Raw genomic sequence first — 14734 nt, 5'->3', positions numbered from 1 at the left:
GGCAACTCGATGTTTCCAGGGATGCCCAGCCACATGGTTCACCGCACTGCGCCCTTGCCGATCCGGATCCTCGGTACCGGCGAGTACACCCCGGCTGTTCGCGTTGCGTCGCACGAGCTGGATGCGCGCTGGGGCCGGCCCCAGGGGTGGACGTTCCGGCACTCGGGCATCAGCCACCGGCACTACGCCGGTCCGGATGAAACCACTTCCTCCATGGCGGCGCTGGCGGCGCGCTCGGCGCTCGCCGCGGCCGGGCTGACAGCCAGCGACATGGACTGCATCGTCTCGGCGTCCAGCGTGATGGAGCAGGCCATTCCCTGCACCGCGGTGCTCGTGCAGCGCCGGCTTGGCCTGGAAGGCAGCGGCATTCCCGCTTTCGATATCAATGCCACCTGCCTGGGATTCCTCGCCGCGCTCGATACCGTTGGCGCCGCGCTCGCGATTGGCCGCTATCGACGGGTACTGGTCGTTTGTGGCGAGATGGCGTCGGCCGGACTGCGTGCGGATGACCCTGAAACCGCCATGTTGTTCGGTGACGGCGCTGCCGCGGTGGTATTGGGACGGGATGGCGGCGGCGAGTCCCAGGTGTTGAACGTCCGGCTGGAAACCTACTCGGAGGGGGCTGATCTGTGCCAGGTGCGCGCAGGCGGTACGCGTCTGAAACCGTCAGACGGTCGCGACGATTTTCTGGAAGGCGCCTATTTCGAAATGAATGGCCGCGCCACGTATCGACTGGCGGCGCAGCGCTTTCCTGCGTTCGTGGATCGATTACTCGGCGATGCCGGTGTGACCTGTGCTCAACTGCGCCAGATCGTTCCGCACCAGGCCAGTGCGAAAGCGCTGGCGCACATGGAAGCGGCGTTGAAACTGCCCGCAGAAACCTTCGTGCGCGTGCTCGCCACGCGCGGCAACCAGATGGCGGCCTCGATTCCCATCGCGCTGCATCACGCCATTTCCAGCGGAAAAATAGCGCGCGGCGATCTGGTCGCATTGCTGGGGACGGGGGCAGGGCTCTCCTTCGGCGGCGCCGTGTTGAGGTATTGATCATGGTGGTCCGCTCATTCACTCCGCACACAAGGACGTTTCCATGACCGGGACAGCGGTACCGTCTATCCGTGTTGATGTGCACCTTCTGTCAGTGGGCTATTGCCGTCATCCGGAATGGGTGACGATGCGCGGCGGCGCGCTGCGTTCGTGCACGTTTCCATCGCTGTGTGCGCTGATCGTGCACCCGCAGCTGGGCCCGATTCTGTACGACACGGGCTACGCCGACCACTTTCTCGCGGCGACGTCGCGATTCCCCGAAATGCTCTATCGCTGGGTCACGCCTGTAGGGCTGTCTCCGGAACAGCGGCTGGAGGTGCAGCTGTCGCAGCGGGGCGTGCGATTGCGCGATATCCGTTTCGTAGTCATTTCCCATTTTCACGCCGATCATGTGGCGGGCCTGCGCGACTTGCCCCAGGCGCGCTTTATCGCCCTGCGCGGCGAGGTGGATCATTTACGCCGGAAGCATGCGTGGAACGCGCTGCGCAAGGGCTTCTTGCCGGCCTTGCTGCCGCCGGACTTTGATGCGCGTGTCCGCTACGCCGATGACAGCCGTGCGGTGACGCTGGGCGCCGCATGGCGGCCCTTCGAGCACGCGTTCGACATTCTGGGCGACGGCAGTCTCCTGGGGGTTCCACTCTCCGGGCACACCCAGTCGCAGATGGGATTGCTCTGTCGCGACCGGAACGATCGCCTGGTCTTGCTGGCCGCCGATGCCTGCTGGTCGGCCCGAGCGTTCCGCGAGCAGCGCATGCCCTCGGTGCTGGCGCGCCTGCTGATGCACGACTGGGCCGAATACGCGCGGACCTTGCACGGCCTCCACGCGGTCAGCTGCTCCCTGCCGGAACTGGCGGTCATTCCCTCGCATTGCGGAGAGTCCATCGCTGCGTATCGGCAGACGGTAGCCCCGCCGGACGAACCACGCCTCAGTTGCGGAGAAAATGGACGATGAAGATTCTTGTGACCGGCGCATCGGGGTTCGTGGGTGGCGCACTCATGCACCGGTTCGGCGGACGTGACGATGTCCGCGTGCATGGTGTTGCGCGCCGGGGTGCCGCGTGCGCGAATTACACGACGGCGGATCTGTCGCGCCCATTCGATGTGCCATTTGATCCGGATGTCGTGATCCATGCGGCAGCGCGATCGTCGCCGTGGGGGCGACGCGGTGAGTTCCACCAGCAGAATGTCGAAGCGACGCGACAGGTGATTGCCTTTTGCCGGCGCAGATCGGTGCGCAAACTGGTCTACATCTCGTCGAGTTCGGTCTTCTACCGGAATGTCGACCAGGTCGGCATCACCGAGTCGTCGCCGATCGGTCCGGACTTCGTCAACGAATACGCCGCAACCAAGTATGCCGGCGAAGAGCTCGTGCGTGGATTCGAGGGGCAGTGGGCGATTCTGCGTCCGCGCGCCGTGTTCGGCCCCGGCGACACCGTGGTCTTTCCCCGCATCCTCGCCGCCGCCCGACAGGGGCGCCTGCCGATCATCGCCCGGCGCGACGAGGCGCCGGTGCTGGGGGACCTGATCTACATCGATACGCTGTCGGACTACATCTTCGCCGCTGCCACGCGCGAGGATGTCACCGGCACTTTCAATCTAACCAACGATGAGCCGGTGGCGATCCTGCCATTCCTGCTGGATGTGCTGGATAGACTGGGCCTGCCGCGGCCGCGCCGGCGCGTGTCCGTTGGTGCGGCCATGGTGGCTGCACGCCTGAGCGAGATCACATGCCGGCTATTGCCCTTTTTGGGGGAGCCGCCCGTGACGCGGTTCGGCGTGGGCGTCTTTGCGTACTCGAAAACCTTCAACGTGGCAAAAATGCGCGAGGTCCTGGGCGCGCCGAGCGTCAGCCTTTCCGACGGCGTTGAGCGGTTCGTCCACTGGCAGCGCCAATCATGGGCCTGAGTATTGTGGCAGGGGTGGTCTATCTGATCCTGCTGGTGAGCAAGGCGACGCTGGCGTGGCGCTACGTCCGGCGGTATCCGACACCGGCTGTGGGTGATGACGACAGTGCGGTGACCGTCGCGCAGGCCATTCTCAGTGGTGATCCTTTGCTGGAGTCAGTGCTGGACTCGGCGCTCGGTGCCTTGCCCGGCGCGCGCTTTCTCTGGCTCGTGGACACCGATGATGCGGAGGCGCAGCGGGTGACGGAGGAATTGACGCGACGTCACCCTGGTCGTGCCATCACGCGATTGCTGGTGCCGCCGCCACCCGACGGCGTAAACCCCAAGCTGCACAAACTGGCGGTGGCACAGCAACACGCTGAGCCCGGCATCTTCGTGGTGCTGGATGACGACACCTGCCTGCCGGCGGAAGGGTTGCGCGCATTGATTGACGGGCTGCGGACGGATGCGCTGGTGACGGGACTGCCATGCTATCGGGATGATGGTGCATTCCCGTCACGGCTTCTGGCGCAGTTCGTCAACAACCAGGCGGCCCAGACCTACCTGTCGCTGGCGGGGCTGGTACCCGCGCCGTCCATCAATGGCATGTGCTATGCACTTCGTAGCGAAGTTCTTGAACGCGTCGGGGGGTTCGCGCCGTTGAAAGCGCACCTGACAGACGATCTGGCTGTGGCGTGTCAGGTGCGCGACGCGGGTGGCCGCATCCGGCAGACACCTTATCCCCAGTTCGTGCAGACCCGCGTGCGCGACCTTCGCCACTACATCGCCCTGATGCACCGCTGGTTCCTCTTCGCGCTGTTGCTGCTGCGCCGTCAACCGCTGGCCCTGCGCGGGGGGATCGCCATTCTGCACGGACTGCCGCCGCTTCTGCTGTGGCTGATGATCGGCAGTGCAGGGGGAGTCCGGCCGCCTGGGGCGCGGTTGCCGCCGTACTGGCCGCACGCGCCGCGTGCCTGGTCGCGCTGCAGCGCCTGACCACCGGCGCATCACGTCATTTGCCTTTGTTGTCTGTGCTGGCGGAACTGCTGCAACCGCTGCATCTGCTGCACGCGGCGGTGGTCCGTCGTATTCGCTGGCGCAGCCGGCACTATCGCGTGTTCGACAACGACCGGTTCGTGTCGCTGCCATGATCATGGACCTGCAGGTAGCCTTCCTGACCGGGCAGAGTGACCCGGCGTGCTGCGCGCTCAGCCCGTCCCAAAGCGCTTTCCTCGACGCGTTGCCGGTGCCGGAGCACGCCAGGGTCCGACGCAATTTTCCCTACTTTGAACACGGCGGTGAGTACCGGCCGGTGGGTCTGGCGCGCGCTGCGCTGAACAACCTGATGCAGTACCGCCGGGCGCGCACGGCGGATTTCGCGATCCGCTATCGCAACACGGCTGTCGCCCTGCTGGAACGCGCGCGGTGCACTGTCCTGCTGGCGGGCAGCTGCGGTCTGGAACTGCTCAATGGTCTGCGCTTGCCGCCAGTGCTGCTGCGACGCGTGCGCGTGTTCGCCTACGGGCCTGTCGCGCGGCAGCTGCCGTCCTGCGAGGTGTGTCTGGTGCAGGGTGACAGCGACCGGCTGTCGCGGTGGTACTTCGCCAATGCCCACCACATCGTGGCCTGCCATCACATGAACTACCTGGAGCAGGAAAGCGTGCTGAATCTGTGCCGGCAGCAACTGGCGCGCTGGCGCGGCGGCTTTGCGCTCGCCGATCCGCTGCGCGTGGAGGTACTGTCGTGAGGTCGCGCATGGTGGACCTGGTCGCGCCGCCGTTCTGCGGGCACCTGCATCCGCTGCTCGGAATCGGGCGTCGGCTTGCCGAGGTCTTTCCGGTACGGGTGGTCAGTACTGCCGCAGCCATGCCCCAGGTCAGGCAGGCCGGACTGGAGGGCATCGCCTTGCTCGACGGTGCAGATGATGCGATCGCCGCCATCGTCAACCCGCCGCACGCGGTGCGCAGCAACCCGTGGCGTCTGCATGGCCAGTTGCGGCAGAACCTTGCATTGCTCGGCCGCTTCCGGCGTGAGCTGGAGGCCTGCTACGAGCAGTGTTCGCCGGGCCTGGTGATTGCTGATTTCGCGCTGCCCGTGGCCGGATTCGTGGCGCAGCGGCGCGGTATTCCCTGGTGGACCAGCCTGCCGTCGCCCTGTGTGGTCGAGACCCCGGACGGCCCTCCGGCCTACCTGGGCGGCTGGGTGCCCCGGGACGACCGCCTGGGGCGCCTGCGCGACGGCGCCGGCCGCAGGCTTGTACGTGGTTTCAAGCGCCTGATGGGGCGCATGTACCGATCCTCGTTACGCGAGCTGGGCATCGACTCCCTGTATCGACAGGACGGTAGCGAGATCGTCTATTCGCCGCAGCGGATTCTCGCCCTGGGCAGCGAGGTCATCGAATTTCCGCGGCGCTGGCCGGAATCACTCTCGCTGGTCGGGCCTGTGCTGTACACGCCGCCGACAGCGGGCCCGGCGCCGCCGTTCCGCGCTGATCGCCGGCATGTGCTGGTGACGATCGGTACCCACCTGCTGTGGTTGAAGGAGGCCATGGCCGCCGCCGTTGCCGAGGCCGCGCGGCGCCTTCCCCATATCGAATTTCATTTCAGCGACGGATCGGCTGGCAGTTGCTCCGTTGTGTCGGAGGGGAATTTCCACCGTATTGGCTATGTGGATTATGCGCGGCATCTGGCCCGCTACGACCTGGTCGTGCACCATGGCGGTGCCGGCGTGATGTACCACTGCCTGCGGCATGGCAAGCCGGCACTGGTGCATCCCGTCGACTACGATCAGTTCGATCACGCGGCGCGACTGGTGTGGGCGGGCGTGGCGCGTCGTCTGCATCGCATGGACGCGTTGGCAGAGTGCGTGGCGACGGCCCTGGATGACGAGACGCTGCGTCGGCGGTGCAGCGCACTGGGTCAGTCGCTGGCCGCGACTTCCGCGGAGGAGACGGTGGCCGCCTGGGTACACGATCTGCTCGGCGTGCCGTGCACGGCGGATCTTCCGCTGACCGCCCCGGCGTGACTACATGCGCCAGTACCAGCGCCGGGCGTGGCACAGGCGCATCAGGAACCACCACAGCGCAGTGACGGCGATGGCCCAGGCGGCCGAGGCGGCTTCATCGCCGTAGCGATTGACGATGGCGCCGAACAGAAGCTGATACAGCCGTCGGTCAGTGGATCCGATCGTCAGGAGACATGCCAGGCTCCAGGAGCCGGCATAGGCTGCCAGGGCGTTCCGGCCCATCGCGCGGCCGATGGCGGGCCAGCCCCGGTGGTCCATGAGGTCGTGGAACAGCGCCAGGAGCAGCGAGGAAAACCCGCCTGTAACCAGGACAAAGGTCGGTGTCCACAAGGCCTTGTTGATCGGCTGGATCTGCGCTGCTATCCATCCGGCAGCAAGGCAGCCCAGCCCTCCCAGCCAGAGGAAGCGCCGGTCGCCCTGTCGGAGTGCATGACCGGCGCGAGCACCGAGCAGCGTTGTGATGAATGCGCCGATCGTGCTGATGAGCCCTTCGGGATCGAAGGCCCGGCCGGTTGCCGGGTCGAACTGGTAGGCGAGGGGGCCGAGCAGCCATGAATCCACCCGTGCGGCGAGGTTTTCGGTGGGCGTGCTATCACCCAGGGTGAGCAGATGACCGTAGCTGATCAGCAGGCCGGTGGCGAGCAGGGAGAGCGCACGCGGCCGCAGCGCGATAATGCACAGCCCCGCCATCACGAAGCACAGCCCGATGCGCTGGAGCACGCCGAACAGGCGGAAATCACGACCGTCGATCACCGTCGCGGCCAGAATGTGCAATGCGATGCCCAGGGCTGTGATGCGCAGGCCGCGCAGGATCACTTCGCGCCAGAGCACGTTCGCGGGAGTACCGCCGTCCAGTCGCGGTTGCAGGCTCATCACCGCCGAGACGCCGACGATGAACAGGAACAGGGGGAAAATCAGATCTGCCGGCTGCAGGCCGTGCCAGGCTGCATGGGAAAGCAGCGGGTGGACGTGGTTCCAGTCGCCGGCATTGTTGACCAGCAGCATGGCGGCTACGGTCAGCCCGCGCAGGGCGTCGACGCACAGGTAGCGGATCGGCAGGGGCATGGGTGTGTGGCGGGACGGTGATTGACCGCTCTTCGCACAGCCGATGTCAGCCTGGCAAATAACCGACCGCAGCGGCTGCTGCGGTCGGTGTCAGCAGGAATCAGCGGCGCGGTGCGGCCGGACCGCGTGCATCGCGACGCTGGCCCGGGGCGCCGCTGCGACGCTTGTCCTTGCCCGGGTGGTGCTTGCCGCTGGAATTGCCCTTGGGCTGGCCGGCGTGCGGGCGACGCTGGTGGTTGGGCCTGACCGCGCCGCGCGGCGCGCCCAGTTCAGTACGCACCGGCTGGGCCGGCTCGAAGCCGGGCACCGTGACTGTTTCGATTTCGCGCTTGAGCAGGCGCAGGATGTCCTGGAGCTGGCCCTGCTCGGCGCGACAGACCAGCGAAACCGCCAGGCCCTCGGCGCCCGCGCGGCCGGTGCGGCCGATGCGGTGCACGTAGTCAGCGGCGACCATCGGCAGGTCGTAGTTGACGACCACCGGCAGCTGGTCGATATCCAGGCCGCGCGCGGCGATATCCGTGGCAACCAGCACGTTGATGCGGCCTTCCTTGAAATCTTTCAGCGCGCGCTGGCGAGCGCCCTGGCTCTTGTTGCCATGAATGGCATCGGCGCGGAAACCGGCCTGGCACAGCTGGCGTGCGAGGCGGTCGGAGCCGTGCTTGGTGCGGCCGAAAACCAGGGTCTGGCGACGGCTGTCTTCGGCCAGGATCTGGATCAGGAGGTCCTTCTTGCGCTCCATGTCGACCGGATACACGCGGTGCGTGACGGTCGCTGCCACGCTGTTCTGCTGGGCGATCTGCACCTGCACCGGGTCGGTGAGAAGCTCGTTCACCAGCTTCTTGACCTCGTCGGCGTAGGTGGCCGAGAAGAACAGGTTCTGGCGCGTCTTCGGCAGCTGGGCCAGGATCTTCTTCAGCGCCGGCAGGAAGCCCATGTCGAGCATGCGGTCAGCTTCGTCGAGCACCAGCACTTCGATGTTCGCAAGGCTCAGCGTGCGCTGGTCGAGATGATCGATCAGGCGGCCCGGGGTGGCGACGATGATTTCCGCGCCACGGCGCAGCGCCTGGACCTGGCCGCCCATGCCCACGCCGCCGAAGATGGCCGCACTGCTGAAGCGGATGTATTTGCCGTAGGCGCGCATGCTGTCATGCACCTGCAGGGCCAGCTCGCGCGTCGGCGTGAGCACGAGCGCGCGCACGCGGCGCGGCGTCTCGGCCTTGCGTTCGCCACGTGGGTAGAGCCGTTCGAGCAGGGGCAGGCTGAACGCGGCGGTCTTGCCGGTACCCGTCTGGGCGCCGGCCATCACATCGCGGCCGGAGAGTACGAGAGGGATCGCTTCGGCCTGGACCGGCGTCGGCGCTGTATAGCCCTGTTCATTGAGGGCGCGCAAAAGGGCGGGCGACAGCCCGAGGGTGTCGAAAGACATGAGGAATGCTCCTGTGTGAACCCAGAGCGTTCCCGACGGCCCATCCTGGCCACACATCCGCGCTACAGGTATTCGATTGATGGCGACGATTCGCCGGACGGATCGTGATCCGCCCCATCGTGGGCAACCGGTTGGAGGAGGGGCTGAGGCCACTTCGGAATGATTCCGGGGAGCACCGCAGCAGGGAAGGCCGGTTGGGCCGCACGAAGAAACCGGATTCTAGCGTGATTTGCGTCCGAATGCGAGGCGTCGCGCTGTAACAACGCGCTATTCCATGGCCGAGGCGTCCCATCGCCTTCTGCTAGGCTATGCGACCTTCGCGCGGCCGGCCGCGCAAACCCAGCGAAACGAAGAGGAATTCATGGCGCTGACCCCTGCCCGTACACCGCCTGGCGTACTGGAACTGCTGCCCCTGGACCAGATCGCCTTCCAGGGCATGCTCGATACGATCCGTGGCAATTTCGAGCGGTTCGGCTTCCTGCCGGTGGAGACGCCGGTGATGGAACTGACCGACATCCTGCTGACCAAGGAAGGCGGCGAGACCGAGCGCCAGGTCTATTTCGTGCAGTCGACGGGCAGCATGGAAAAAGGTGGCACGCCGGAAATCGCGCTGCGTTTTGACCTGACGGTGCCGCTGGCGCGCTACGTCGCCGAACACGAACACCAGTTGAATTTCCCGTTCCGCCGTTACCAGATGCAGCGCGTGTACCGCGGCGAGCGCGCCCAGCGCGGTCGTTTCCGCGAGTTTTACCAGTGCGACATCGACGTCATCGGCAAGGACTCCCTCTCGATCCGCTATGACGCGGAGCTTCCGGCGGTCATCTACAACGTCTTCCGCGACCTCAAGATCGGCCCCTTCACCATCCAGCTCAACAACCGCAAGCTGATGCGCGGCTTCTTCGAGAACCTGGGCGTGGTCGACGGCGAGAAGCAGACGCTGGTGCTGCGCGAGGTCGACAAGCTGGACAAGCGCGGCGCCGACTACGTGCGCGAAACGCTTACCGGCGAAGGGTTCGGCCTTGATGCATCGGTTGCCGACCGTATCCTCGACTTTGTCGGCACGCGCTCCACCGGCCATGACGATGCGCTCGCGAAGCTCGCCGCCCTCGGGCACGGCAGCGAAACCTTCAACCAGGGCGTGGCCGAATTGCGCGACGTGCTGGAGCTCATCCGTGCGTTCGGCGTGCCGGAAAGCTACTACGCCGTGAATTTCTCCATTGCGCGTGGCCTGGATTACTACACCGGCACCGTCTACGAGACGCACCTGGTCGAGCACCCGCAGATTGGCTCGATCTGCTCGGGCGGGCGCTACGAGAACCTGGCCGGCCACTACACCAAGTCGCATCTGCCGGGCGTGGGGATCTCCATCGGCGCCACGCGCCTGTTCTGGCAGCTGCGCGAGGCGGGCCTGATCGGTACCGGCGCCAGCACCGTGGAGGTGCTGGTCACGCAGATGGATGAAGCGGAATTGCCGCGGTATGTAGCCATCGCCACGGAACTGCGCCAGGCCGGTATTGCGACCGAAGTGGTACTCGAGCCGGGCAAGTTGGCTAAACAGTTCAAATACGCCGATCGTGCGGGCATCCGGTTCGCGGTACTCGTGGGCAGCAACGAGATCGCGCGCGACGTGGTGGTGATCAAGGACCTGGCACGCCAGGAACAGTTCGAAGTGACGCGCGCGGACCTGGTCAAGACGCTGCGCGTGGAACTGGAACAGGCCGCCGCCATGCGTACCTGACCATCCACGGTACCTCGCATCCCGCGGGGGCCGTTCCTGATTCTCCGGCGCCAAGAACCAGAATGGTCCCGCCCTGCGGGATTGACGAACTAGCGATCGCTCCCGGCCATCGCGGAGGTATCGATATGACACAGCACACCATTACCCTTGACGGTTCATCCCTGACGCGCGCTCACGTTGCTGCGATCGCCTGCAACGGGGCAACGATTGCGCTGGATCCCGCCGGGCTTGCGCGGGTACAGCGAACGGCCGACTTCCTTTCCGAGAAAGTGCGCTGCGGCGAACCGATCTACGGCGTGACGACGGGCTTTGGCAGCAACGCCGACAAGCTGCTCGGCGCACACCGTGCGCGCGACGAACTGCCCGGTGGAAATCCGGAGCAGCGCGACGGCACGCTGATGGAGGAACTGCAGTACAACCTCGTCGTCACGCACGCGGTCTGCGTGGGCAAGCCGTTCTCGACGCAAGTCGTGCGTGCCATGCTGGCGATTCGCGTGAATACGCTGATGCGCGGGCATTCAGGCATTCGCGCTTCAACGCTTGAAGCGCTGGCCGCGCTGCTGAACAACGACGTGATCCCGGTGATTCCGGAGAAGGGGTCGGTCGGCGCCAGCGGCGACCTGGCGCCGTTGTCGCATCTGGCGATCGTCCTGCTGGGTGGTGGTGAGGCGTTCCATCGCGGCGAACGCCTGCCCGGTGCCGAAGCGCTGCGTCGCGCCGGTTTGTCGCCGCTGCGCCTGTCGTACAAGGAGGGCCTGGCCCTCAACAACGGCACGACGCAGATGCTGGCGACCGCCACGCTGTCGCTGCACAAGATGGAGCAGTTGCTGGCCACGGCGGACCTGGCTGCCGCGATGACGCTCGATGCGTTCGCGGGCCGCACGGGCGCGCTCAAGCCCGAAGTGCATGGTCTGCGTCCGCATCCGGGGCAGGTTCAGACGGCCGCCAATCTGCGCGGCTTGCTGTCAGGCTCCACGCTCGCCGACATTCCGTACCACCTCGTTCCGCGTTTTCGCACCTGGCTCGCCAGTTCCTGGAAGGATCCGGCAGACCAGTCGCACCGTTTCGACCTCAGCTGGGACTACGTCCCGCCGTCGCAGCGCCACGGCAAGGAGCAGTTCTACGCCCGCTTCCTGCCGTTCAAGGGCGGCAAGAAGCACCAGCCGCAGGATGCCTACTGCCTGCGCTGTACGCCGCAGGTGCACGGCGCCGTGCGCGATGCCTGGGAGCAGGCCTGCCGCGTGATCGATATCGAACTGAACGCGGTGACGGATAATCCGCTGATTTTTCCGGATATGGAAAATGCGCAGGTCATCGAGGACCAGGTCGTCTCCGCAGGCCATTTCCACGGCATGCCGCTGGCGCTGGCCATGAGCTACCTCAAGGCGGCCATTCCGGTGCTGGCGTCGATCTCCGAGCGACGCCTCAACAAGCTGGTCGATCCGGCCAACAACGATGGCCTGCCGGCCTTCCTGATCGGCAATGAAGACGCCACCGACTCGGGCTTCATGATCGTCCAGTACACGGCCGCGGCCCTGGTCAACGACCTGGCCACACGTGCGCACCCGGCTTCGGTGTATTCGATCCCCACCAGCGCAAATGCCGAAGACCACGTGTCGATGGGCGCCAACGAGGCGCGCCATGTGCTGGAGATGGTGGACGACCTCTCGCACGTGCTCGCCATGGAGCTCTACACCGCGGCACAGGCACTGGAATACCGCCAGGACATGCTCAATGCGGCACGCACGCTGGCCGTGCGCGGTGATTGGCAGGCGATGGCCGCAAAGGTGCAGGGCGCGCCAAGCGCCGATTCGCCAGAGTTTGCCCAGTTCCGCGACGAAGTCATCGCACTGATGCGTGCGCTCGCCGATGCGCCGCCCTTCCTGGCCGGCGACGCCGTGCGCGTGGCCTTCGACAAGATCCGCGCCGTCGTGGCCTTCATGCAGCGCGACCGCGCGATGGATGGCGAAGTGCAGCGGATGTGCGACCTGGTGATGAGCGGCGCGCTGCTCTGAACTGTCGCCGGTATCCGAATGAAAAAGGCCGCCCCGGGGCGGCCTTTTTCCTGTGTACCGGGCGCGAGGCGGTTACTCGAAGCCGTTGCGGAACAACACGTCCGGATTGCCGCGGCAGGCGATGCCGCCGGCCTCCACGCGCACGTTGTCGATCGACCAGCCTTCCTGCGTGGTGTTGCCGTCGGTGGTCAGGCGGAAGCGCAGGCGTAGAGCGGCCTGGTTGGTGGCCTGCGGAAGGCTGATGGCGACGTTCTGCCAACTGGTATTGCCCGAGCACTGCTGCAGCAGGTTCCAGGTCGGATTTGCGGAATTCCCGTCCAGCGCGTATTCGACGTTGCCGAAATCCCAGCCCGATTCGGTCGAGCACTTCTGGTCGAAGCGCAGTGTCACGTCCTCGTAGTTGGTGAGATTGATCACCGGCGAGGTAAGGCTGATGTTGAGGTCGTCGGCGTAGTTGCCGGCCGGACTGTCGGTCCAGACCTTGGTCGCGTTGCCCGATACATTGTTGGCCACACCCCAGGGCGACTGCGCCGTCCATCCCGGATTCGTGCCTTCGGCGTTGTCCTGGAACACCACGCAGGCCGGGCTGAGCTGGAAATCGCGCGTGACATCCGCGCCACCGGCCAGGTTTACATCGCTGACGCGCTCGGTCATGAAGCCCGGCGCGCTGACGGCGATGTCGACCATGCCGGCACGCAGGCGGCGGGAATAGGCGCCATTGGCGTCGGCATTGAACGTCGTCGTGCCGATTTCGAGCGTGGCGGCGAGCGGCTGCTGGTTCTGCGCGTTACGCACGCTGCCGTGCAAGGTTGCAATCTCATTGGCCTGCACCACTTCCACAAAGGCGGCGCGCGGCGGCCCCTTGGAGCCGGCGGTATCCGTACCCTGCACGTAGACCAGATGCTTGCCGCTGGCCATGCCGGCCGTTGACAGCGCCAGCGAGGCTTGCTCGGTACCCGAATTGAAACCGCCGTCGACCGCGCTCATGGCCTGGCCGGTGGCGCCGTTGGCCCAGGGGAGTATGTCAACGTATACAGTGCCGCCCGTGACATTCTGCGTGGTCGGTACCGGCGGCGCCCCGGCCTGCGGCTGCGGTGTGCGATTGAAGGCTGCGTCGTCGAGCGTGGCGCGGATCTGCACCACGTCGCCGGCCACGGCGAGATCCGGCGTGGCCGTCAGCTGGGTGACATCCGGACCGTAGGGCAGCTTGTACGGCGCCTGCAGCGTGCGGGCGGCGTACTGCAGGGCCTTGAGGTTGATCGGCAGCGTCGTGTTATCGAACGAATTGCAGTTCTCGAAGAACGCGGTGCCCAGCTCGATCGTGTAGGCGGGGACGCCCAGCGTGCCGTAGGCATGGTCGTCGGTGGCGCCGGTGGTCGGGTAGAGACCGACCGACTGCTGTGGATCGTAGTTGTTGAAGTAGGCGAGGCGACGGCCGAGGATCTCCATCGCCGGTCCATTCGGCGCCACGGCGGTCACATCGCCCCAGGGCCACAGCACCAGCTGCGAGAAACTGTGGATGTCGAAAAACAGGCCCTGCGTCGTATCCGGTGCGGCGGTGGTGGTGTCGTCCGGCCGGTTGTCCGGGAAAATGGTCTGGATGTAGTTCGTGACCGCCTGCGTTTCGGGTTCCGAACCGGGCGTCGGGCCGCGGTAAGTTTCCGAGCACTGGTCGGTCGATGCACCGGCGCCGCCCCAATGGAACGGGTAGTTGCGATTGAGGTCTGCACCCCGCGAGCTGCTGGTGGCACCGCAATAGGCCGTATTGGTGTTCTTGCGCCACATCTGGCCGGCTTCGGCGTACTTGCGGCCATCGGGATTGGTATGAAGCAGCAGGTGGAACTCGTTGTTGTCGAGCAGCCAGGTTGCGTCGGCGTCCTTGCCGTAGCCGTTGAGCAGCCACTCGGCAAAGCGCGTGTTCAGTTCCGCCGTCGTGTACTCGCGCGCATGGATCGCCGTCATGATGAAGAACTTCGGCTTCGGTGCGGTATTGGCGCTGTTGGTGAGCTTGAGCACGTTGAGGTCATAACCGGCATTGCCGGCGGGCGAGACCTTTTCCCACGAGTCACCGATGTCGATCTTGCTGGCGAGCGTCGGGAACGTCGTCACCATCGCATCCAGGCTGGCCTGCGTCTCCTCGACAGTGCGGTAGCAGCTGAAATTGGGGATGCTCTTGAGCGAAACGCCCGACTGGATGCGGTCGAGCTGTTCGGTGGCGACCTTGTCCACGTCGACGCGCATATCGAGCGAGCGCATCCAGGCGATGTCGTCAGCGCTGGCATCGACGACGATCACGCCCTTCTTGCGGTCCACCCGCATATGCGAGAAGCGCTCGGCCAGCTGCGGGATCTTCGCGGCGTCGCCGTAGCGCACGATCACGATCTCCCGGCGCGCCGGTTCCTCGGCGCGGACCGAAGGCACCGCGGCCAGACCGGCCAGCACGGTTGCCACTGCTAGCGAAAGCATGCGCATTCCCACCTCTCCCCGTGGATACCCCAAAGATCAGCGATGGTAGGGCGCAACCGGGAGGGCAGGCGTC

12 protein-coding genes are annotated in these 14734 nt (G+C 65.8%); 9 read left to right on the top strand and 3 right to left on the bottom strand.

Going from position 1 to position 14734, the window contains the following annotated elements; translation table 11 throughout:
- The first annotated feature begins 33 nt into the window (after positions 1-33).
- The 7 genes from N4264_RS20595 to N4264_RS20565 are packed head-to-tail and all read left to right on the top strand — an operon-like array spanning position 34 to position 5951.
- Positions 34-1044: a beta-ketoacyl-ACP synthase 3 gene (locus tag N4264_RS20595; protein ID WP_261694100.1), complete on the top strand. Its 1011-nt coding sequence runs from the start codon at positions 34-36 to the stop codon at positions 1042-1044.
- A gap of 43 nt (positions 1045-1087) precedes the next feature.
- Entirely contained in the window at positions 1088-1996 is a 909-nt protein-coding gene (locus tag N4264_RS20590) for an MBL fold metallo-hydrolase (protein ID WP_261694099.1), read from the top strand.
- On the top strand, positions 1993-2949 hold the full coding sequence (locus tag N4264_RS20585; RefSeq protein ID WP_261694098.1) for an NAD-dependent epimerase/dehydratase family protein: 957 nt from the start codon (positions 1993-1995) through the stop codon (positions 2947-2949). Before N4264_RS20590 ends, N4264_RS20585 begins: the two co-directional genes overlap by 4 nt.
- The gene (locus N4264_RS20580; RefSeq protein WP_261694097.1) at positions 2940-3923 is read left to right on the top strand and encodes a glycosyltransferase; all 984 of its coding nucleotides are present in this window, start codon (positions 2940-2942) and stop codon (positions 3921-3923) included. Before N4264_RS20585 ends, N4264_RS20580 begins: the two co-directional genes overlap by 10 nt.
- A gap of 20 nt (positions 3924-3943) precedes the next feature.
- A complete protein-coding gene (locus tag N4264_RS20575; protein ID WP_261694096.1) occupies positions 3944-4078 on the top strand; it encodes a hypothetical protein in 135 nt (44 codons plus the stop codon).
- Between the two features lie 2 nt (positions 4079-4080).
- A complete protein-coding gene (locus tag N4264_RS20570; RefSeq protein ID WP_261694095.1) occupies positions 4081-4674 on the top strand; it encodes a hypothetical protein in 594 nt (197 codons plus the stop codon).
- Positions 4671-5951 (top strand): glycosyltransferase, encoded by a 1281-nt coding sequence (locus N4264_RS20565; protein ID WP_261694094.1) that lies wholly within the window; start codon positions 4671-4673, stop codon positions 5949-5951. The genes N4264_RS20570 and N4264_RS20565 overlap by 4 nt, the downstream gene beginning before the upstream one ends.
- Here N4264_RS20565 and N4264_RS20560 read toward each other — a convergent pair whose 3' ends face one another.
- A complete protein-coding gene (locus N4264_RS20560) occupies positions 5952-7016 on the bottom strand; it encodes an acyltransferase family protein (protein WP_261694093.1) in 1065 nt (354 codons plus the stop codon). It abuts the gene before it with no gap.
- A gap of 100 nt (positions 7017-7116) precedes the next feature.
- Positions 7117-8442 carry a DEAD/DEAH box helicase gene (locus N4264_RS20555; RefSeq protein WP_261694092.1) on the bottom strand — a complete coding sequence of 442 codons (1326 nt, stop codon included), beginning with the start codon at positions 8440-8442 and terminating at the stop codon, positions 7117-7119.
- Between the two features lie 361 nt (positions 8443-8803).
- On the opposite strand from N4264_RS20555, the gene hisS reads away from it, so the two are divergent.
- On the top strand, positions 8804-10180 hold the full coding sequence (gene hisS / locus N4264_RS20550; protein WP_261694091.1) for a histidine--tRNA ligase: 1377 nt from the start codon (positions 8804-8806) through the stop codon (positions 10178-10180).
- 125 nt (positions 10181-10305) lie between these two features.
- Positions 10306-12195 (top strand): HAL/PAL/TAL family ammonia-lyase, encoded by a 1890-nt coding sequence (locus N4264_RS20545; RefSeq protein ID WP_261694090.1) that lies wholly within the window; start codon positions 10306-10308, stop codon positions 12193-12195.
- 72 nt (positions 12196-12267) lie between these two features.
- Here N4264_RS20545 and N4264_RS20540 read toward each other — a convergent pair whose 3' ends face one another.
- Positions 12268-14661, bottom strand: a complete 2394-nt coding sequence (locus N4264_RS20540) for a M14 family zinc carboxypeptidase (RefSeq protein ID WP_261694089.1) — start codon at positions 14659-14661, stop codon at positions 12268-12270.
- Between the last annotated feature and the right edge of the window lie 73 nt (positions 14662-14734).

The organism is Tahibacter amnicola (assembly GCF_025398735.1).
GTDB classification, from domain to species: Bacteria; Pseudomonadota; Gammaproteobacteria; order Xanthomonadales; family Rhodanobacteraceae; genus Tahibacter; species Tahibacter amnicola.
Note: the sequence above shows the minus strand (reverse complement) of the source record. Positions and strands in the feature narration are given on the sequence as shown.

Bases quoted from the DNA above. Each gene is read 5' to 3' on its own strand.
- N4264_RS20595 (WP_261694100.1), top strand. From the start codon at position 34: ATGGTTCACCGCACTGCGCCCTTGCCGATCCGGATCCTCGGTACCGGC.
- N4264_RS20590 (WP_261694099.1), top strand. From the start codon at position 1,088: ATGACCGGGACAGCGGTACCGTCTATCCGTGTTGATGTGCACCTTCTG.
- N4264_RS20585 (WP_261694098.1), top strand. From the start codon at position 1,993: ATGAAGATTCTTGTGACCGGCGCATCGGGGTTCGTGGGTGGCGCACTC.
- N4264_RS20580 (WP_261694097.1), top strand. From the start codon at position 2,940: ATGGGCCTGAGTATTGTGGCAGGGGTGGTCTATCTGATCCTGCTGGTG.
- N4264_RS20570 (WP_261694095.1), top strand. From the start codon at position 4,081: ATGGACCTGCAGGTAGCCTTCCTGACCGGGCAGAGTGACCCGGCGTGC.
- N4264_RS20560 (WP_261694093.1), bottom strand. From the start codon at position 7,016: ATGCCCCTGCCGATCCGCTACCTGTGCGTCGACGCCCTGCGCGGGCTG.
- N4264_RS20555 (WP_261694092.1), bottom strand. From the start codon at position 8,442: ATGTCTTTCGACACCCTCGGGCTGTCGCCCGCCCTTTTGCGCGCCCTC.
- hisS (WP_261694091.1), top strand. From the start codon at position 8,804: ATGGCGCTGACCCCTGCCCGTACACCGCCTGGCGTACTGGAACTGCTG.
- N4264_RS20545 (WP_261694090.1), top strand. From the start codon at position 10,306: ATGACACAGCACACCATTACCCTTGACGGTTCATCCCTGACGCGCGCT.
- N4264_RS20540 (WP_261694089.1), bottom strand. From the start codon at position 14,661: ATGCTTTCGCTAGCAGTGGCAACCGTGCTGGCCGGTCTGGCCGCGGTG.